The organism is Flavobacterium psychrotrophum (assembly GCF_003403075.1).
In the GTDB taxonomy this organism is placed as follows: Bacteria; Bacteroidota; Bacteroidia; order Flavobacteriales; family Flavobacteriaceae; genus Flavobacterium; species Flavobacterium psychrotrophum.
Window position 1 is genome coordinate 510,669 of the sequence record NZ_CP031557.1, and the last position, 21,254, is coordinate 531,922.

General features: G+C 39.3%; 18 protein-coding genes. 5 read left to right on the forward strand and 13 right to left on the reverse strand.

All coding sequences use genetic code 11. The features are described from left to right. Positions 1–37: 37 nt before the first annotated feature. The 4 genes from DYH63_RS02145 to DYH63_RS02160 form a co-directional block, all read right to left on the reverse strand. Positions 38–403 carry a transposase gene (locus DYH63_RS02145; protein ID WP_240409050.1) on the reverse strand — a complete coding sequence of 122 codons (366 nt, stop codon included), beginning with the start codon at positions 401–403 and terminating at the stop codon, positions 38–40. Between the two features lie 74 nt (positions 404–477). Then, positions 478–1,224 (reverse strand): IS21-like element helper ATPase IstB, encoded by a 747-nt coding sequence (gene istB / locus DYH63_RS02150; protein ID WP_116787229.1) that lies wholly within the window; start codon positions 1,222–1,224, stop codon positions 478–480. Between the two features lie 102 nt (positions 1,225–1,326). Further along, positions 1,327–2,760, reverse strand: a complete 1,434-nt coding sequence (gene istA, locus DYH63_RS02155; protein ID WP_205528256.1) for an IS21 family transposase — start codon at positions 2,758–2,760, stop codon at positions 1,327–1,329. Positions 2,761–2,969: 209 nt separating this feature from the next. After that, positions 2,970–3,341 carry a transposase gene (locus DYH63_RS02160; RefSeq protein WP_116787230.1) on the reverse strand — a complete coding sequence of 124 codons (372 nt, stop codon included), beginning with the start codon at positions 3,339–3,341 and terminating at the stop codon, positions 2,970–2,972. 885 nt (positions 3,342–4,226) lie between these two features. Between DYH63_RS02160 and DYH63_RS02165 the strand changes: the two genes are divergently transcribed. Beyond that, positions 4,227–7,484, forward strand: coding sequence for a T9SS type B sorting domain-containing protein (locus DYH63_RS02165; protein ID WP_162926895.1), 3,258 nt, complete (start codon positions 4,227–4,229; stop codon positions 7,482–7,484). An 85-nt stretch (positions 7,485–7,569) separates the two neighbouring features. Here the strand turns inward: DYH63_RS02165 and DYH63_RS02170 are convergent, their stop codons facing one another. Further along, entirely contained in the window at positions 7,570–8,013 is a 444-nt protein-coding gene (locus DYH63_RS02170) for a DUF4268 domain-containing protein (RefSeq protein ID WP_116787232.1), read from the reverse strand. A gap of 58 nt (positions 8,014–8,071) precedes the next feature. Between DYH63_RS02170 and DYH63_RS02175 the strand changes: the two genes are divergently transcribed. Then, a complete protein-coding gene (locus tag DYH63_RS02175; RefSeq protein ID WP_116787233.1) occupies positions 8,072–8,710 on the forward strand; it encodes an NUDIX hydrolase in 639 nt (212 codons plus the stop codon). Between the two features lie 42 nt (positions 8,711–8,752). Continuing rightward, positions 8,753–9,565 (forward strand): lysophospholipid acyltransferase family protein, encoded by an 813-nt coding sequence (locus tag DYH63_RS02180; RefSeq protein ID WP_116787234.1) that lies wholly within the window; start codon positions 8,753–8,755, stop codon positions 9,563–9,565. 55 nt (positions 9,566–9,620) lie between these two features. On the opposite strand, the gene DYH63_RS02185 is transcribed toward DYH63_RS02180, so the two are convergent. The 5 genes from DYH63_RS02185 to DYH63_RS02205 all read right to left on the reverse strand — a co-directional run bounded on the left by DYH63_RS02185 (position 9,621) and on the right by DYH63_RS02205 (position 14,868). Further along, entirely contained in the window at positions 9,621–11,732 is a 2,112-nt protein-coding gene (locus tag DYH63_RS02185; RefSeq protein ID WP_116787235.1) for an outer membrane beta-barrel family protein, read from the reverse strand. A gap of 81 nt (positions 11,733–11,813) precedes the next feature. Then, positions 11,814–12,668, reverse strand: a complete 855-nt coding sequence (locus DYH63_RS02190) for a TraB/GumN family protein (RefSeq protein WP_116787236.1) — start codon at positions 12,666–12,668, stop codon at positions 11,814–11,816. Then, the gene (locus DYH63_RS02195; protein WP_116787237.1) at positions 12,665–13,255 is read right to left on the reverse strand and encodes a DUF8845 family protein; all 591 of its coding nucleotides are present in this window, start codon (positions 13,253–13,255) and stop codon (positions 12,665–12,667) included. The genes DYH63_RS02190 and DYH63_RS02195 overlap by 4 nt, the downstream gene beginning before the upstream one ends. A 15-nt stretch (positions 13,256–13,270) precedes the next feature. Then, positions 13,271–13,765, reverse strand: a complete 495-nt coding sequence (locus DYH63_RS02200) for an RNA polymerase sigma factor (protein WP_116787238.1) — start codon at positions 13,763–13,765, stop codon at positions 13,271–13,273. Between the two features lie 41 nt (positions 13,766–13,806). Then, a complete protein-coding gene (locus tag DYH63_RS02205) occupies positions 13,807–14,868 on the reverse strand; it encodes a DUF3810 domain-containing protein (RefSeq protein WP_116787239.1) in 1,062 nt (353 codons plus the stop codon). A gap of 129 nt (positions 14,869–14,997) precedes the next feature. Here DYH63_RS02205 and DYH63_RS02210 point away from each other — a divergent pair, with 129 nt between their 5' ends. Next, positions 14,998–16,461, forward strand: coding sequence for an aminoacyl-histidine dipeptidase (locus DYH63_RS02210; protein ID WP_116787240.1), 1,464 nt, complete (start codon positions 14,998–15,000; stop codon positions 16,459–16,461). A 143-nt stretch (positions 16,462–16,604) separates the two neighbouring features. On the opposite strand, the gene DYH63_RS02215 is transcribed toward DYH63_RS02210, so the two are convergent. The 3 genes from DYH63_RS02215 to DYH63_RS02225 form a co-directional block, all read right to left on the reverse strand. After that, positions 16,605–18,518 (reverse strand): S9 family peptidase, encoded by a 1,914-nt coding sequence (locus DYH63_RS02215; RefSeq protein ID WP_116787241.1) that lies wholly within the window; start codon positions 18,516–18,518, stop codon positions 16,605–16,607. A 73-nt stretch (positions 18,519–18,591) separates the two neighbouring features. Beyond that, entirely contained in the window at positions 18,592–19,158 is a 567-nt protein-coding gene (locus DYH63_RS02220) for a pentapeptide repeat-containing protein (RefSeq protein WP_116787242.1), read from the reverse strand. A gap of 33 nt (positions 19,159–19,191) precedes the next feature. Further along, a complete protein-coding gene (locus DYH63_RS02225) occupies positions 19,192–19,659 on the reverse strand; it encodes a DUF6265 family protein (RefSeq protein WP_116787243.1) in 468 nt (155 codons plus the stop codon). Positions 19,660–19,943: 284 nt separating this feature from the next. Here DYH63_RS02225 and prfA point away from each other — a divergent pair, with 284 nt between their 5' ends. Continuing rightward, positions 19,944–21,017, forward strand: a complete 1,074-nt coding sequence (gene prfA, locus DYH63_RS02230; RefSeq protein WP_116787244.1) for a peptide chain release factor 1 — start codon at positions 19,944–19,946, stop codon at positions 21,015–21,017. The last annotated feature ends 237 nt before the right edge of the window (positions 21,018–21,254 follow it).

Here is a 21,254-nt window from a genome sequence, read left to right on the forward strand (position 1 = left end):
TAAGCATATAAGTTAATAAGCCTAAATAGAAAGAATTCTATAGATGTATACCCCTGAATTTACTTCTGAAGCTTTTTATCTTTGCATTGAAAGATTCTGCCGAAGCATTAGTACTCCTGTTGTCAAAATAGTTTAAGATTGTTCTGTAATATGTTTCTATTGTCCTTGATATGGTGTTGAATGATTTAAAACCTGCCTGTCTTACTTCTTCATGCCATTTGGCAAGTTTAGTAAAAGCGATTATTTTATCTTTAGTTTGGGTAAAGATGCCGGTTAATTTCTGAGATAACTTATATGCTTTTTCAATATCAGGGTATAATCCAAAAACAAGTTCTGCCTGGATATACCAATTAAATTGACCCCCTCTCGCCAGAGCAAATTGACCCCTTAGAGTTGTTGACAAAAAAGAGTAAAAGTTGTAGTTCGTTGCAGGCTTTAAAAACGGTAGTTTTTAGTCCTGGTTATTCACTAATATTTTTACAAAAATACATTATCTGATTTAGATTTTCTTCTCCTTAAAGATTCACCATAGAGTTCCAGCCTTAAATAGTGATGAACAATACGGTCAAGTACTGCGTCAGCTATGGTTTTCTCACCGATTATATCATACCATTGCTTTACCGGTATTTGGGAAGTAAGCATCGTAGAGCGTTTCTGGTGGCGGTCTTCTATAATATCAAGCAGTATAAGCCTTGACTGGGGGTCGAAGGGTTGCAGTCCAAAGTCGTCGAGTATCAGCAGGTCTACACGTTCTATACGCTTAAGTTCAGCCAGTAAGGTGCCTTTTGCCTTGGCTAGTTTAAGCTGCCCCATAAATTTAGCGGTGTTGACGTACATTACTTTAAAGCTGTTTTGGCAAGCCTGGTAGCCCAGTGCTGTTGCGAGGTAGCTTTTGCCTGTACCGGTAGATCCGGTAATAAATATATCCTTATGTTCTTTTATAAAGTCAAGGCCTGCAAGCCTGTGGAACTGGTTTTTATCCAGACCCCGGTCAATAGCATAATCTACCTCTTCCAACGAAGCTTTGTAACGGAAGCCCGCTGCCTTAATGGCCCGTTCTATATTTCGGTTACGTCGGTCATCCCATTCGCTGGCTATTAAAAAAGCTATGAACTGGTCTGGTGTAAGCGATTCTTTTAGGGAAGTTTCCAGATTGGTTTTAAAGGCATCATACATGCCATATAAGCGCAACTGGCGCATCTTGTCTAACGTTTCATTATTCATGGTCTTTATTATTTTAATAGTAATGATTATTGGTAATATTCTCTTCCACGGATGTTATTGTGCGGGGGTATTTCTGTTAACTCTTCTTCAGCCTGAAGCTGGTCAAGGCGCTTGCGCAGTATCTCCGTAATTGTACTGGCTAAGGTTCATTGCCCAACGGCAGGCATTGGTAAGCCTTTCGGCGCCTACACGTCTTGAAAAGCTTAAGATACCCGAACAGGATTTATAAGCCTGCTCGGGATAGGGTTTAAGTTCCAGTACTTTGCTTATATAAAGAGCTACATCCTCGTGTATGGCCTGTGCCTGCTGTATAAACTTCTCGGGGCTCCATTCGGTAAGGAAGCGGTGTTGTGAGGCAAGGTGGTCTTCATTGGTTGTGTAGTGGTATTTGCTCCTTATTCGCTCATGGCAGGCAATCATGGTATACTGATAATAAACCTTTACCAATGCCGTTGTGTAAAGTATCTTTACCTTTTTGCCGATGTAGGTATAAGGTACGCTGTAGTAATGTATGTCTTCCCCCAGACGTATGTAGCCGTTTTTCATAACGGTAACCATTACCTGCTTGTGAACCTGATAATCAATAGGGTTTAAAGCAGATAAGGCTTCGCGCTCTATCTCCTCGAACTGTTCCCTACGGGAGTAGCTGCGCCCGGAGAAAGGCTTGTTATTATGCATTTCAAGTGCTGGGAGTATTGATTCGTTAAGGGATACAAGAGTATCGAAGCTATGACCTTCCAGACGGGTGTAAATGCTGCGGTAGATTAGTTTTACTGCACCTTCTACTAAAGACTTGTCACGGGGTTTATAAACACGTGCAGGCACTATAGTAACGCCGTAGTGTTCAGCAAAAGCAGCAAATTCATCATTAAGCACTGCTTCATATTTGCTGCCCCGTGTTACTGCCGAACGAAGGTTGTCCGGCACGATGGCCTTTGGCACACCACCAAAGTAACGCAACGCATTTTGGCAGGCAAGGATCAGGTCTTCTTTACGCTGGCTATCCACGGCTTCCACGTAGGTAAGCTGGCTACAGCCCAGTATGGCAACAAAAACCTCTACATCGCGTGCAGCCTCACCCTGGCCAACCTTCAGCTTGCTGCCAGCAAAATCAATATACATCTTATCGCCCGCCTTGTGCTCCACATGCATGACTGGCCGGGCGAGTTGCAGGTAAGTATGGATGGCATTATTAAAACTGGAACGGCTATAACCATCTGGATATCTCTCAAGGTATTCCTTATAGAGCAGTTCCCTGGTCATACCTTTCTTTTTAAGCCTTTTACATAGCTCAGGCAGTAATGGCTCTAACTCCTGCATACGTGGGCTGCTATGGATTTTGGCAACAGGAGTAGTAAAAATGATAGAGAGTTCGCTGTCGCTTTTGGCGCTAAAGGCCTCAAAATCTATATCCAGACCGTTCCAGATGCGGACATATTTCTTGATTGTGTTGCGGGAGGTGCCCACCATCCCGTGGATTGTTTTGATCCCCGTCCCCTGGCAATACAGGCGGATGATCTGTCTTAATTTATTCATTTTTATCGGCTTATTGGACATTCTTACGCAGGTTTAGGTTTATCAAAACGCTAAACTAAACCTTGTTCCAAAGCCGACAACGGGCTACTTTTTTAAACTCTTTTGAGGGGGCATTTTCAATTGGCCACAGGGGTCAATTTGCTCTGGCGGAAAGGGGTCATTTTCAGCCGGCGAAAGGGGTCTTTTTGAATCGGTCAAGAGGGGTCAGTTTACACTGGTTTGTCCACTGCCCTTTCTTTTTGTGTAAAAGTCCATTTTTCCGATCTTTTGTACAGGCTGTAGCGGCCTCTTGCCAATAGTTGTTTTACAGTACCTCCATTACTTAACACAATGGGTTCATATCTTTTCTTTTCAGCTTTAGCTACTTCTATAACCTCACTTTCCTGATCAATAGCTTCCCACCTGTGCTTTATCCTTATCTGCTGCAAAGCTTCTGTAGCGAGCTTTTGTACATGGAAACGATCCGTTACTAATGTAGTATTAGGAAAACTCCTTTTGGCGATAAGCTGAATGTTCGCTGCCATATCAAGGGTGATTTCCTTAACCTTATTGCGTTGCTTTAAAGGTGTTTTGCTTATCATATTGATATTTGATCCATAGAAAGGATATTCTTAGATGTTTTAGCTGAAGAGAAACCATTTATAAGCATGGGACTTTTGATTCCAGGATATAAAATTACTTAGAAAGTTTTATTATGATATTGTAGGATGCTGCTGTTAATGCCATAAAACCCGACTAGTGTTTTAGTCTTGGTTATTGGTATATGCTGATTTATTTAAAAAAATAACTCACTGCTTATTAATATGTTAATGTAATTCAATATTCGGGGTATGAGTCAGGTGTAGGTTGTGTTTTTCCGTTTATCGATAGTCAATTTTCCAGTCTTTTATATAGGCTGTAATGGCTCTTATACAAAATTTTTTTAATCTGTTTGTTTTATTTAACTAAACAGGCTTACTGCTTAGTTAATTGTTTGTGGTTTATTTACTAAAGGCATTAACATAATTTTGTTAGTTCATTTACTTTTTTTGTAAGTATATATTTTGCGACTTTGTTAGTGAAATATGGGCTTTCGGAAGATATGAGGTATTGACATGATGAAGTTGGTAGTACAAATACTATTATTTTGGCTGTTTATAATTAATTAATTTATTTTTTTTTCGACAAAGAGTTAATTACTTGCGATGAATGACCAAATGCTAAAGTTTTTGTATTTATTTGCTATTGATATATTTTAATATTACTATTTCTTCAATACCGCTGGTTTTTAGGTATTTATGAATTTTTAAAATTATTTAAAAAATGAATAATGTTAAAAAATTCGCCAAAACAATAGCTCAAGCTGTTATTAATCAGTTATTTATAAACTAACTTTTCCTAACATTGTAGTGTTCGATAATCACAAATATCATATTAGTGGTTTCTTACAAAATGATTTTAGATGGACAGGAATAATGATTAAGCATATGAAAAGAATTAAACTCTACTTTGTTTTACTACTTTGTTTTCTTTACACTGGTGTAAATGCGCAGTTGGCTAATTTTAGCCTGGAAATAACAAAAACCAATGAAACGTGCCGTGGTAATGGTTCACTAACTTTTTCAGTATCTAATACAACGCCTAATGCTGCTATACTGTATAAAGTATTTAAAATGCCTAATGCTTCTAGTCCACTGACTATTCAGGAAAATAATTATTTTACAGGATTAGTTGCAGGTACATATAAAGTTGTAGCGATACAGTCATTTGGAAGTTTATTAAATACGCAGGAGAAGCAAGTTGTAATTGAAAATAATATTACTCCGCTTACTTTTTCAATATCATCTTTAAATCGTAATTGTACATCTGGTGGAGCTATTGTATTATCTGCTTCGTCAGGTACTATTGCCGAATGCGAAATACTTTCTGGTCCTGTTAGGCGCAGCAGGCAGACAGATCTTACTTTTGACAATCTTCCTTCTGGTATATATAATGTAAGAGCTTTTAATGAGTGTGGTATAGGTAAAGTAAAAACCTTTGCACTTTCGGTAGTTAATGCTACGCTAAATATTTCTGATCCAGAATTTAACGATGCAGGAATGCCTTGCGATTCTATAATGGTTAGTAATAAAATTACTCCATCTGCCGGTGCTATAAATTATCCTCTAGCTGTAAGGCAAAGAATATATCCTATGGATATGAGTGGTAATGATATTGTTGTAGACTATGTTTTTCAGACAGGTAATCCTGATCTTCAAGTGATAACAACCAGAATGCCAAGGCATCTTACGCAATCATATACTTATGATATTGAAGTTATTGATTATTGTGGGAATCCATACCAAAAAAATGATAATGTGGTAGATCCTTCTATCAGCTTAAAGCTTAGTACAGGTGAAGCTCCTTGTGCAGAAAAATATCTTATACTTAATGCATCAATGTTTAAGGGGTCTTATACTGTAAACTTCTTAAATGCTCCGGCCGATTTTAATCCTGCCGACTATAATGCGACACCGCAAGGACCATTTACTACAGCAACCGTTAATTTTGGAGGAGTAAATAACTCAGTTCCTTTTGGAACATATGAAGTAGAAATTACAGATTCTTGTGGCAGAACAGTAAAAGAATCTATACTTATAGAATTTAAAAAACCTGTACCTTCAGTAGGAGGATCAAACAACGGCTGTTTTTCACTGTTTGGAAGTATAAGTATTCTTTCACCTCCACAAAAAATAGTTTCGGCTACTTTGCTTAGCGCTCCGTCAGATTATACTACAGTTTTTCCAAAGGACCTGACAGCCAATATTAATGCTTTAGGACAAGTAAAAATGTACAACATTCCATTAGGAGATTATACTATAACTTTTACTGATGATTGCGGGTTTGTATATACTAAAACTATAAAAGTTCCGCCGTATACTCCCAAAACATTTGATATTACTACTCTTCCTTCTTGTGGACCAGACATGGGTGCAGTAAGATACAGAAGTGGTAACGGAGATATTGCCAATGTGAAAATTACAGAGGCGCCTGCTTCATTCGGACAATCTCTTCCTTATGATGTTACATCAAGGCTAAATGCAGATGGCGATCTTTATATGACAAACCTGCCTGCCGGAACTTACAAGTTCTCAGGTCTGGATGTATGTGGTGTGGCAGAAGAAAATACAATTGTTGTAAATGGATATAATGCACCGGTTAATCCGTTTGTGTTTACACCTAACTGCGGAACCTTTTCGGTTAAAGTAGACGATAAAAGTAATGGTACAGAAGGTGCTACTTACTGGTTGCAAAAATATTTCCCGGCAACAAACAGCTGGGGCCATCCACAAACAGGTGGTCTGTATCATGAAGGAGATGTACCTACGGCAACTAATGGTATAAGACTATATAACGCTGCAACAAGAAATAATAACAACTTTAGCGGCGATTTCAGGATAGTAAAGAAATTTGAAACTTTCACTGAAGGTTCTTCTCAAAATAGTGTTTGTGTAAGTGTATTTGATAAATTTCACTTTGCTGAATCTTTATCTATAACCGCAGCATATACCCTGGCATGTACAGGTGCACCAAACGATATTGTTTTAGAGTATGAAGGAATACCTACAGCATTTAAAATTATTAAAAAGAACGGACAGGACTTTACTTTAGACAACGGAGCAAGTAATGTTTTTCATAATCTTGAGCCTGCTGAGTATATTTTCCAGATGGAAGATGGATGCTATAACGTAATTACACAAATGTTTAATGTGGTTAATCTTCCATCTATAGGTGCTGCCCAGGCACCTGGAGATATGATACAGTGTGCTGATAAGGGTGAAGTAGCAAATCAGGTATATCGCCTTTCTGACCAAAATGCAACAATACTAGGCCCGCTTTATAGCTCTATGTACACCATTACATATTACACAAGCCAGATTGATGCTGAGGCAGGTAACAATGCCCTGCCGGATTATTACAACAGTCGTTCTAATGGTGAACAAATTTTTGCAAGGCTTGAGAATAACCAAATTCCTATTTGCCATGCTATCACATCTTTCAAATTACTTGTAGGTGTAAACCAGGAGCCGGAAATAAAAACATATGGTACAATATGTAACCAAGGCAAATTATCGCTAACAGCAGCACCGGGTTATGATGCTTATATATGGAGTACAGGAGAAACTACACGTACTATTTATGTAACAGAACCGGGTAATTATAAGGTAGAAGTACGCAAGTTTTATGGCAACACATACTGCCCGGGATATAGTGAAGTAGAAGTGGAAGAATCATTTACACCTGAAATTACTAAGATACAGGTGGATGACTGGACACGTGATGAAAATATGATTACTATTTATACTACAGAGGGCGATCGTGAGTACTCTATAGATGGTATGAATTATCAGGAATCTAATGTATTTACAGGCCTTGAGCCAGGTGTATACAATGTGCATGTAAAAGACGCTAACGGTTGTGGAGAAATTACACAGGAAGTTGTTCTGTTAAACTATCCAAATTATTTTACACCTAACGGAGATGGAGAGCATGACAAATGGCACATAAGCTATTCGTTTAAAGAGCCAAATTTCAAAGTTTCTATTTTTGACAGGTATGGTAAACTGATAACAATGCTACAGGCGAACAGCGATGGCTGGGATGGTACTCTTAACGGCATCCAACTACCAAGTACAGATTACTGGTTTGTAGCTACCAGAGAAGACGGAAGAGAACTGCGTGGTCATTTCTCAATGCTTCGATAATTTGATAGTTTAGCAATTTTTTTTTCAAAATCCCCTCTAAGCATCCGGAGGGGATTTTTTGTTTACTGTTTAATTATATAAGCAATTAAGTATTTATCTCGAGGTCACGTATGTAGTCTTCATATTCATAAAAAAAGCGTTCAAAGGCATCCATATGAATGCTAAAGAACCTGAATATTACTGCCCAGCTTGCCATATTGTAAAGGCTTATGCCATCTATCTCTACCCATATACGGCTTATTGCTTTACCGGTTTCCAGATAATAATCGCGCTCCAGTACTACCTCGGGCAAAAAATCGTCGCGAAGTATGCTTTGTAGCGATTCTATTTTTTCAAAATAGATTTTTCGCTTCTCATCATCCTTAGGCTCAATGTCCAGGCTTACCTGTGCTTTTTTGTTGTCTATGTAAAACTTAAAGCTCACGTCTTTTATCTTGGTGTCATACAACAGCCACTTACGTGGATATGCCTCTGCGAAGGCAGTCCAGAATTCTTTTTTCATTTTTTGGGCTTCAGCTTTACTAAACATAGTCTTTGGTTTTACAGCATAGTTTTCGTACCTTTAAAAAACAGGATTTACTACACGTATGCTTTTTTCTGATTTTACAAATTACATCCCAAAGTTACTAAATGAGCAGTTACCTGCCGTTGCCGCACACTTAAAAATGGCACCGGTAGAACGAAAAGCTTCTTTAGAACCCGATTATTACTTGAAAAATAACCCGCGCAACTCTGCCGTGATGATGCTTTTTTATCCAAAAGACAGAGAAGCAACGATTGTACTTACTAAACGCAATACCTATGCGGGCGTACATTCTGCGCAAATATCGTTTCCTGGAGGTAAGGCAGAACTTACAGATAAAGACCTGGCTTATACTGCACTGCGGGAAACAGAGGAAGAAATTGGCCTTGAGCCAAAAGACATTCATATAGTAATGCCCTTTACTAAAATATATATACCGCCCAGCAATTTTTTAGTTTCGCCTTTTTTAGGACTCATGCAGCACGAACCTGTTTTTAAACCTGATCCTACTGAGGTTGCCGAAATTATAGAGCTGCCACTCGACTTACTTTTAGACGATGCCATTGTTAGAAATGTTCAGCTTAAAACATCTTTTGGCGACGGAATTGATGTGCCGGCTTTTAATGTTGGCAATCATATTGTTTGGGGCGCTACTGCCATGATACTTAGCGAACTTAAAGAAACAATAAAAAGTGTACTTTAATTATAGCGATTTTGTAGATTTGCAACTTACTTTGCTATAATTATGGGTTTATTTAAAAAAAATCCTTTCGGACATATATTATTCTTAAAAAGATGGATGATCTTCATCTTTGGCTCCATGACGCACCGTCGTTACCGTGGTTTTAACCGCCTTGAGATAGACGGATCAGAGATTATAAGGGCACTTCCGCCCACTAATGTACTGTTTATATCTAACCATCAAACGTATTTTGCAGATGTGGTAGCTATGTTTCATGTGTTTAACGCCAGCCTTAAGGGCAGGGAAGATAACATTAACAACATAGGGTACCTGTGGGATCCTAAACTCAATATTTACTACGTAGCTGCTAAAGAGACTATGAAATCGGGATTTTTACCGCGCATACTTTCTTATGCCGGCGCAATTTCGGTAGAGCGTACCTGGAGGGCAGGAGGTAAGGATGTATCTGAAAAAAGGGATGTAAACCCTAATGATACAGAGAATATAAGGATAGCGCTAAATGACGGTTGGGTTATTACCTTTCCGCAGGGTACTACTAAGCCTTTTAAGCCTATCAGAAAAGGTACTGCACATATCATAAAGCAACATAAGCCTGTTGTCGTACCCATTGTTATAGACGGTTTTCGCCGTTCGTTTGACAAAAAAGGGCTTCGGCTGAAAAAGAAAGGCATACTCCAGTCGTTCGTTATAAAAGAACCGCTTAATATTGATTATGATAATGAAACGGTTGAAGAGATTGTTGAAAAAATAGAATATGCTATTGAGCAGCACTCAAGCTTTTTAAAGGTTATTCCGCTTGAAGTTATTGAAGCCAATGAAGAGCTTAATAAACAAAGAGAATGGGATGCTTATTAACAAAGAAAGAGGCCATAAGGCCTCTTTCTTTGTATTGTAGCTATTCTGTATCGGTTTAATTGCCCAGAGAATTTTGCTCATTAGGCTGGCTGTTGCCGTTAATTAAGTTGGTTTCCCTTTCCGGTTTATTCTTAGTAGGTATTTTGTAGTTTAATGAAAAGCCCACTCTTCTTGAATCGTACTTTTCGGTATATGCTAAGCCTGTACCCGGAATATCGATACCCGTTCTATTGGTATTAAAAACATCATTTACATATACAGATAGCGATAAATTGTCTGAAAGAAATTTTTTCGAAAAAGTAAGGTCCAGCTGTTGGTTTAATGGCTTTGCAACTCTGTAATAATAATAGTTACCATTGGTATTAGTGGTGTTGTAATTTGCAATAAACTTTATCTTTTTGGGTAATAATATTTGCGACATAAAATTGAAGCTCCATATACTTTTCGTTTCCAACCCGGGTATTACATTTTTTTGAGAGCCCATATAAAAATACAGAAAGTTCAGTTCGTCTGGGTTAACATCAAGTTTTAGCGTTTCTGTAAGGCCTTTTGTAAAAAGCATATAAGGTATTGGCAACCCAAAATTAAAGCTGTGCATAGTAGCACCGGGCAGGTTTTCGGTAATATTAGCTGCGCCGCCATTTGCAAGTATTGTACGGTTTATAACGGGGTTATCTGTATCGCTTACAGAATAGCTAATTGTAAAATATTCAAAAGCATTCAGGCTTATTTCGTAGTTGTTATATATTGTAGGATCCAGGTTTGGGTTTCCATACGTACTTATATTGGGGTTTTGGTAGCTTGTGTTGTTTGGGTTTAATGCGCTTGTATTTGGCAACTGTATCTTATTGTTATAATTTGCCTTAGCATGTACCTTGTTGGTTATGTTATACTGTATGGTACCGTTAGGAAAAAGGCGTGTTTTTTTAAACGGTATTAAATCATCAGTATTGGTATTACCCTCTATGTTATATGACTCCAAACGTGCACCAACTATAAATTCAAATTTTTTATAAGTACTTTGCGCTTCGGTATATGCTGCTCCTGTAGTCCTGTTATATTTAAGATTTTGCAGGCCATAACTGGTAGCATCAAAATTCAGGCGGTCTGCCACAATACCCGCGCTTATCTTGGTTTTGTCTAAAAAGGATATCTCTTGTGTAAAATCAGTTTTAAACTGGTAAAAATCCTGATTGTTTTTATTGTTTAAGATATTGGTTTGGGTAAGCCTTGACAGCTGGTCAAAATTATTTTTACTGTCGTTAAACGAAAACTGAAAATCGAGTTTTTTAAACGGGTCGTCAAAGCGCTTTTGGTAGGTTAGCGCCACATCATGGTAGTACGATTTTGTTTTACTCTTATCGTCAGATGAAAAACCTTCACCCATGGCTGCTATATAAGAGTCGTTATTGCTTGTATTTATATTGTAGTTTACCAGCAGGCGGTCTTTTTTAAAGTCAAATTTTATCCCTGTGTTTACAAAATAAAACCGGTTGTAATTGTCGCCATAAGTATCGCTGAGCATAATTTGGGAACGGTTAAATTTACTCTTCTCAAGCGCTTCGGTATATCTTTGGCCACCCTGAAGTTGCCAGCTAAATACCTTGTTTGCCCCGCTAACCGTAGCACTATTATTAAAACGGTGCCTGCCCTTATCATAATTAGAATAGCTGTAACCGTTAGAATAGGTAGCGCTTAAATATTTTGTAGCTTTTTTAGACGTTACAATATTAATAATGGCTCCGCCGGATGTAGCCGGAAATTCTGCCCCGGGGTTCGTAATTATTTCTACCTTTTCTATTGAATTTGCCGGCATGCCTTCTAAATAAGAAATAAGCTCATTCGAATAGATATTAAGCGGGCGGCCATCCATATAAACCTGTAACTGTTTGCCCTGGTAGAGCATTCCTACCATGTCTGAAACCATAAGCCCAGGCAATTTTTTAAGCCCTTCCATAAGCGAGCCAGAGTTTAGGCCAGGCTGCTCCGAAAAATCAAAAATAGTACGATCTGCTTTGTGCTCTACAGCCTTTTTCTTTTTTTCGAGTACAACTTCATCCAGTTCGGTCTTCATTTCCTTAACGGAGTCTTTAACCGTTTCGGTTTCATTTTGCGCAAAAAGGCTCAGTGAGCCGAGCATTAAAAATGCAGTAAATAAAAACTTCATACTGTGGGTTGATTGTGATTGATGATGATTTGCGGGAAAGTTTGCAGGATGGTTGGGATATCCTGCAATGGAGGAGTGTTTTTACTTAACCGCCTCTACTTTATACCCTTTTTTACGGAGCAAAAGAATAACGCCTTTTTCTCCGCCAAGGTGTGCCGCGCCTACGCCAAAGAAAGTTGGGGTTGCTTTAGCGGCTTCTTCAATCTTGGGTATCCAGCTGGCATTACGGTCATCGAGTAAAATATCGGCATGGTCGCCATATGTTTTGTTCTCTTCTTCCTGCATATATGCGGCTATCGCCTGCAGGTTTTTACTTTTGTATATGGCATCCAGCTTTTTGTTTGATTCTTTTTGGGCATCAAGTCCTTTTTTAGCCATATCTACAAGCTCAGCCATCTGTTCTTTATAGGGTATTGCGTCAAAAATGGCAAGTTGGTGTTCTATGGTTTCAAGACCAAACATAGGTTCATTTTGGGTCTTGGTAACGTTCATCAGTTCCATTTCGATAGATTGCGCCGGGCACTCCAGCATTTTAGGATACAGCATCATGGTAACAAGCGATGGTTTAAAACGGTCTAAAAGCACAGCAGGCATACCTATATTTTCATTCAGGAAATTGCTTACAGTTTCATAATCATCAGGAGAAGCCAGAGCGCTCATTTTTTGCCCGTCTTTCATCATGGCGCCGTTCATCATCTTTGCCTGTAGCGCCGGGTCGTCCATGTTAATTTCCAGATAGAGCTGTTTAGTATTGTCCAGAGCGGTAAGTACACTTTTGTCTAGCGTAGCATCGCAGGTAATGTGCATGGTACCAAAAACGTAAGACGGCTGCTTAAGCCCGTTGCCCGATATTTTCCAGAGCAGGCTGTTATCCAGTTTTTGGGCACTTAGAAAACCTGTAAACAGTAAAGCGGCAGCAACGATGAGTTTTTTCATGCGTCTTTCATTTTTTTAAGTTCGTTGTAATTTTTACTCAGTTTGCGTAAAAGCCTGCCATATAAAACATTGTACAGCAAGATAACAAAGCCTATGATCAACAATACAATAACTATACTGGTTGCCATTATTGCTACACTGTCTGGGCTGTCATTATATTCTTTTTTTGATATAAATACTGCAAAAGCAAGTGCCAGCGACATTACACTTACTACATAGATCATGTAAACCCGCACAATGCGACGTGTAGTTATAATGTTTTGCAGTAACTCTTTAACCGGCTTTTCTGACGATATTTTACGATAGTTAATATAAAACAACATAATAAAAGTTATCAATACAGCATAGTTTACATAATCAAGCATCGTTAATATTTCCGGTAGCTTATATTCTGTAGTGCCAACAACCGAACCAGATACAGTAAACACGCTCCAGAACATTAGTTCTATGATACTAATAATGAGTATCCATTTTACAATGGAAGAAGACTTTTTATGCAGCATGGCATAGATCTCGCCTTCAGAAACCTTTGGGAAAGTTTCCTCATTTTTCTTCCAGTGGCTTTTTAATTTATCTAATTCGTCCATTGTTCACGCTCTTCCTTACGGATTTAATATTTTTTTTAGTTTGCCTTTTATCCTGTTCATCTTTACGCGGGCGTTGACCTCGCTAATGCCCAGGGTTTCGGCTATCTCAGTATAATCTTTATCTTCCAGGTACATAAATACCAGTGCCTTTTCTATGTCATTAAGCTGCTGTACGGCTTTGTACAGTTGCTTTATATGCTCTTCCTCTTCATAATTGTATTCGTCTTGGTCTACCTTGTGCAGTTTACTGTCAAATTCTATGGTGCTTACGGTACGTCCTTTTTTTCGGTATAGGGTAATGGCGGTATTAAGGGCTACACGATAGGCCCAGGTAGTAAATTTGGCATCGCCTCTAAATGCGGGATAGGCTTTCCAGAGTTGTATGGTAATTTCCTGAAAAAGGTCTTTGTGGGCATCTTCATCATTTGTGTAGAGCCTGCAAATTTTGTGTATCAGGTTCTGGTGCTCCTGAAGTTGCTTTACAAAATCTTTTTCGGTACTTAAACTCATGCTGTATAGGTATACGGTAAGGTTAAAATGTTACAGGTAGATTATAATTCTTTATCCTTATAATAATTAACAAGCAGGCCGGTAAATTTACTGTAGGTTTCCATGCCGTCTTTTTGTTTGTTCATTTTAAGGTAATTATCGTAAAAATATTCAAAAATATCTTCAATAAACGATTCATACTTTTTGTTGAATTCCCTGCTTTCTTTAAAGTTGTTTTTTATGCCCTGGTGTATTAATGGCAGGAGGCTTTTTGCCTTAGCCTCATCAAATTTTGCGATGTTATTAATACAGTAGCGCAATGCAAAACTGTAACCGGAATATTTAAAATAAATATCATCGCTATACACGTTTGCCATAAAGCCGATAAAGTTAGCTTCGCTCTCGTTGGCATAGCCTATCTGGTGGCTCATTTCGTGACAGGTAGTAGCAGGCAGGTTATATAGCGGGAGCTTCATGTTTACCTGCGCCTCATTTGTAAACGGATTAAGATAACCGCCAAAACCCATATAAGACAGCGTAGTACTAAATAACGACGATTTTATACTCTCGTGCTCATAAGCAAAATAAGCGAAATCTTTGCCCAGGTTTTTATAAGCCTTCGGCGCAAGCCTGTAAATGTCGGCAGGGGTATAGGGAGATGCTACCTTTATAGTATCGTTCTTTTCTATTTGGGTATGTATCGCATTGGTTTTTATAATCAACCTTTTGGTAAAGTCAATGAGCTGCTGCTCTGTATAGTCGCGTTCTATGCCCATTTTTTTATACAGCGGCATGCGCCTGTAGTTGAGCGCCCATAGCAGGGTAAACAAAAAGTACACTACAGATAGTGTTGCGACTATGGTTAAAAGGTTTTGTCCGTATTTTTTGCGCCACGTTTTTCGTGTTTTCCAAAACCAGCGCAGCCCTAAAATGATGACCACTCCATAAATGATATCGCCAATAGAGAAACCGAAAAGCCCGAAAACAATACGTTCAAAAGTGCTGATGTAAGGAAAAATGCCATTGCTGTACCAGCGTTCTACAAATTCAGGGAAAAGTGATAAGAGGCTTACAAAGGCTATTTGTACTGGGAAAAGTATGGCGAGTAATTTAGTTCTGGTCATGGATTTTAAAATGGATAAGTAAATATAAGCATCTTTTGCAATTAGAATAAAATTATAGGGAAAGCCTTATCATAAATATAGAGGTTCGTACATTTGCAAAAGATAATTGATAAACAACAAACAAATATAATGAGCAACGAAATAAGAAACCTGGAGCCTAAAGCGCTATGGAACAAGTTTGCCGACCTTAATGCAGTACCGCGCCCGTCTAAAAAAGAAGAGCGTGTTATTGCTTTTATGAAAGACTTTGGGCAAAAACTTGGCCTTGAAACCCTTGAAGACGAAGTAGGTAATGTAATTATAAAAAAGCCTGCAACTGCCGGACTTGAAAACCGTAAAACCATAGTGATGCAGAGTCACCTGGATATGGTGCACCAAAAAAATGCCGATACTGATTTTGATTTTGACACTCAAGGCATCGAAATGTATGTAGATGGCGACTGGGTGCGTGCAAAAGGCACTACACTGGGTGCAGATAATGGCCTTGGTGTTGCTACTATAATGGCAATACTTGAAAGTACCAATATTCCGCATCCTGCTATCGAAGCGTTGTTTACCATAGACGAAGAAACAGGCATGACCGGAGCGATGGGCCTTAAAGGCGGATTGCTTAAAGGCGAGATACTGCTTAACCTTGATACCGAAGAGGATGACGAGATAGACATAGGCTGTGCCGGTGGGGTAGATGTTACTGCTGAGCGTGGCTACCACAGCGAAGAGGTTCCTGAAAACTCTGTAGGCTATACCATTACTGTAAAAGGACTTAATGGTGGGCACAGTGGTATGGATATTAACAAAGGTCTGGGTAATGCCAACAAGATAATGAACCGCCTGCTGTTTGATGGCTTTGAAAACTTTGGCCTTCAGGTAGCTGAGATAAACGGCGGAAGCCTTCGCAATGCCATTCCGCGTGAGAGTGTTGCAAAAATTATTATTTCAGAGATTTTTGATGAGGCTTTTGTATTTGACATGCAGGAGGTGATTAGCGATATTAAAACCGAGCTAAAAACTACCGAACCTAACCTACAGATACTTATCGAAAAATCTGCGGATACACCTCAAACAGTTGTAGAACTGGGTGTTCAGGAAGGATTGATCCGTGCGCTGTATGCTGCCCACAATGGCGTATACCGCATGAGTGCTGATATGGAAGACCTTGTTGAAACATCAAATAACATAGCCCGCGTTATCGTTAAAGATGGTAAGATACACATAGGCTGTCTTACACGTTCGTCTGTAGAGAGTAGTAAGTTTGACCTTGCCAATGCCCTGCGCAGCACTTTTGAGCTGATAGGCTGCGAGGTAAACATTAGCGGATCATACCCTGGGTGGACACCTAATGTAAGTTCGCCAATACTGGAAGTACTGAAAGAAATATACGAAAAACAAAACGGACAAAAACCTAACGTAGTAGCCTGCCACGCCGGCCTTGAGTGCGGTATATTAGGAACTAATTATCCTGATATGGATATGATATCTTTTGGCCCGACGATCAAAGGGGCGCATAGCCCGGATGAGCGTGCCAGTATAACATCGGCACAAAAATACTGGAAGTTTGTATTGGAAATTTTACAGAACATTCCTGTAAAATAGAGAGTAGTATATTTAGTGACAGCAATTAATAAGCTTCACTGTACTATATAAAACAGCCGCCCTTGGTATATCCTTGGGCGGCTGCTTTTTTTAGACTGAAAGGTCATTCAATTTGTACGGAAGACAAATCCTGATGTTTCGGTTTATTTTTTTTCGGTTGCTTTAGTTTTCAGGTATTTATCTAAAAAAGCAAGCGTTTTTTTGGCAGCAGTTATCTGGTTTTCTTTTTTCATAAAGCCGTGGCCTTCATCATCAAAAGTTACATACTCTACCGGTACTCCGTTTTTCTTTACACCCTCAACAATTTCCTGGCTTTCTAGAGGCAGTACTCTAACATCATTCATGCCCTGCAGTACTATAAGTGGTTTGTTTATTTTTTGGTAATTGTATAACGGCGAAATATTTTTAAGCCTTATGCTGTCTTTTGTAAAAGGATCGCCCATTTCGTCATATAACGCCTTACGAAACGATTCCCAATACGGAGGGATGCTTTTTAAAGTACGGGGCCAGTTAGCCACCCCAAAAAGGTCTACCCCAACTTTAAACTCTTCCGGATGAAAGGCCATTGCACCCAGTACCATACAGCCACCATAGCTACCGCCATAAATACCTACGGCATTAGCATCAATGTAATCCTGGCCTGCAAGCCATTTTTTAGCCCAGATACAGTCTTTAAGGTCGCCATTGCTGTGGTCTTTATTGTCAAGCTTATAAAAAGTTTTTCCATAGCCGCTACTGCCACGGTTGTTAACAGCAAGTACAGCATAGCCTCGGTTTACAAAATACTGTATACTGTTAGAATATCCTATGCGGCTTTGCCCGCCGGGGCCGCCATGTACCCATACCAGAGCAGGTACCTTAGCATCAGGGCTGGCTTGTAGGGGCTTGTAGTAAATGGCAGGTATCTCTTTGCCGTCAAACGATTTAAAACGTATCACTTCAGCCTTAACAAGGTCGGCCTCGTCTACTTTTTTGTTTAATGTGGTAGTAAGCCTTTTAAGGTTTTTAGTGGCAATGTCATACACATATAAATTTGCCGGGCTCGTGCTGCTGCCTACGGTTAGCAGTAGTTTTGTCTCAGATTTAGAAATGGTTACTCCCAGTATGTCGCCATCTTCAATAACCGGCATATCTACTGCCTTACCACTCGCGTGGTCAAAAAGTAATACTTTATTTTTACCGTCATCATTAATAAATATTGTGTGGTATTTGCCGTTTTCGCTAAGCGACATTCCTGCAACATCCCATTTATCTTCATATACCTTGGTAGATTTTCCGGTGGCAATCTCATATTTATAAAGAACGCTAAATTCGCTTGTGCTGTTAGTGGTGTAGTACAGCGCTGAATTATCTTTCTCAAAAGTTGAGGCATTCCAGTTAGAGTCGGTGCCATCGCTTATGCGCTTAGATGCCTTTGTTTTAGTATCGTATATAAACAATTCGCTTTTATCTGTGGTTACTTCCTGAGATAGCGTAATGTACTGTTCATTATCGCTAAGCGCGCCGGGTGTCATACCATCATTATTTTGGTAAATAAGCACAGGAGTCCATGAAAGAGTGTCCATTTTCCAAAGGTCAAAGTATTTAGGATCCCTTTTGTTAGAAGATATGTAAAGACTTTTTTTGTCTATGCTCCAGCCGTTAAACCCGCTTTTGCTATTTGCCCAGGGAGTAAGGTCTTTAGCTTTTTTGGTTTTTCGGTCCATCAGGAAAATGTGGTTATTTTCGTTTCCACCTTCGTCTGACGTATAAATAAAATTGTTGCTGCCTGGCAGATAATCGATAGCAAAAACCGACTCTTTCACAGAATTGGTAAGCGCCGTTTGAGAGCTGTCTGCAATGATAAGTTCGTAAGCATTAAAAATTCCGGTAGTGTTGTTGCTAACCAGTATTTTACTTTCATCGGTACTAAAGCCCTCTCCGCTTATGCTTTTTGTATCAAACAGTTCTTCAATTGTAAACTGTTTTGGGGTACGTGCCTCTTGTTTGTTGTCTTTTAGGCATGATGCCATAAACAAAACGGCAAGCCCCATTAGGGGCAAGTGTAATTTTTTCATTGAGATTGGTTATTGATGATTAACCAAATATAAGAAAAATTACTGCTTGATGATTTTGTGTTTTGAAAATATATTACTCAATATCAATGTTATACTTGTGTAGTAGTCCCGGTAAACCTTCTTTGCTGAATTTTGCTTTTTTAATGCGGTTGCCCTCCGGGTCTATGGTATAGTTCGTCGCGGTACGCAGGTCAGCTTTTTCTAAAATGGTATTTTCAAAAATGGCACTACGCAGTTCGCACTCCTTAAACTGGGCAGATGTAAGGTCGGCCTCGCTAAAATCTGCGTCTTCAAGGTGGCAGCTTATAAAGCGTGTTCCCTTAAGCTTCATTTTATAAAATGAAACCAGTTGCATATAACAACCCTGAAAACCTGCGGCGAACAGAAACTGCTCGGCAGTGCTAAATTGTAGTCCTAGCAGCTTACAGTCAATAAATACAACTTCTTTAAAGGCAGTGCCCCTTGTTTTTGCATTGCTAAGGTTGCAGCCCTCAAAGCGGCATTGTGTAAAAACAATACTGTTTAATACGGTCTCATTAAAATTACAATTGGTAAAAGTACAGTTGTCGTATTCGGCGGTAGGAAGTGGTGTAAGGCTAAAGTCTTCTTTTACAAAAGACTTATCTGTAATAAGCTGCATGGGTAAAATTTTGATGCTAAGGTAGCTAAAAACCTACTTCTTTTTGGCCATTTTAAAAGTTTCAGATGCTGGTTTCCCCTCTTTTTTTCCATATATCACAGCTACAAGAGAATCGGGAGACGGATGTGTATAAACAATTTTAGCAGGAAAATCATGGCCAGGATTTTTAAATACCATTTCATTATCTGTAATAGAGGTCATGTCAAAGCGCACAGGCTTTTCTGCATTCTGCCCGGGTACTGTAACCGTGTATGCCATCTTGCCGGAAACGTCATCAAGCACCACAGTTTCGGCAAAAACAGTATCGTTACCCACAATAAAGTAACTTTCACCATTAAAAACAGAATCATTCACTTTCTTCCAGTTCTCTACAAGATAACCTTCGGCAGATTTGTTGTCCCAGTTGCCTATGAGCCATTCGGCTTTTGTAATGTTTTTTTCTTTAGCGCATGATATGCTAAGTAATGTAAGGGCAATTAATGCAGGTAATGTCTTTTTCATAAGGTTGGAGTTTTGTGCAAGATAATAAAAATGGGTGTAGCCTTTAAATAATAAATGTCTGGAAATCAAATTTTCATGTGCCTTTAAGTATAGGGTAGGGCAACTGCTGCAAAAAGTGTTGGTTATTTTGGCTCAGGGATATATACCACGGCAGTTTTACAGACAGTTAAAATACCATCCCGAAAAACGGTTTGGTAACGGAATAGTTTTTGCTTTAGGATAGTATGTTGACAATCAAAAAAAATGCGTAATTTTGCGCATCCAAAACACGGACTGAGATGAGTATGATAGACAGGTTACAGTTTATAAAGCAGCGTTTTGATGAGGTTTCTGACCTTGTTATTAACCCGGATATTATTGCCGACCAAAAACGTTATGTAGCTTTAAACAAAGAATATAAAGAGCTTAAGGCGCTTGTAGAAAAGCGTGACGAATACATGACTGCTGTGGCTAACCTTGAGGAAGCCCAGGAGATTATTGCCGATGGCAGCGATGCTGAAATGGTAGAAATGGCTAAACTTCAGCTTGATGAAGCTAAGGAGGCACTTCCGGTACTGGAAGAAGAGATCAAATTCATGCTGATACCTAAAGACCCTGAAGATGCCAAGAACGTACTCGTAGAGATACGTGCCGGTACCGGTGGTGACGAAGCAAGTATATTTGCCGGCGACCTTTACCGTATGTATAGCAAATATTGCGAAAACAAAGGCTGGAGAACCAGCGTTGTAGACGTTAGCCAGGGTACATCCGGAGGATATAAAGAGGTTATCTTTGAAGTTAGCGGAGATGATGTTTATGGTACCCTTAAGTTTGAGGCGGGTGTACACCGCGTGCAGCGTGTGCCACAAACCGAAACTCAGGGGCGTATCCACACCTCGGCAGCTACAGTTATGGTACTTCCTGAAGCAGAAGAATTTGACGTACAACTGGATATGAATGAAGTGCGTATTGATTACTTCTGTTCATCAGGTCCGGGCGGTCAGTCGGTTAACACCACTAAATCTGCTGTAAGGCTTACGCACATCCCTACAGGGCTTGTAGCGCAGTGCCAGGACGAAAAATCGCAGCATAAAAATAAAGATAAAGCTACGCAGGTACTACGCTCGCGCCTTTATGAAATGGAACTTGCCAAAAAGCAGGAAGAAGATGCAGCCAAGCGTAACAGCCAGGTAAGCAGCGGCGACCGTTCTGCTAAAATACGTACCTATAACTACCCGCAGGGGCGTGTTACAGACCACCGTATAGGCCTTACACTTTATGACCTTGATGGTGTAATGAATGGTAGTGTACAAAAGCTTATTGATGAGCTTCAGCTGGTAAACAATACCGAGAAACTAAAAGAAAGCGATGTATATTAATTGTACTTAGCCTAAGATATAAAAGCTGCCTTTTGGCAGCTTTTTTTGTGATTTTTTATTTGGTTTCTAATGCTGCTTTTGACTTCTTATTTTCAAGTGCAGTCATTACTTTGTGAATAATTATTGCTTGCAGTTATTTTCTTCAGGTACAGTCATTGCGAGGAACGAAGCAATCTTTTTTAAAAGATAGATTGCCACGTCGTTCCTCCTCGCAATGACTCACTGTAAAGAAGAAGA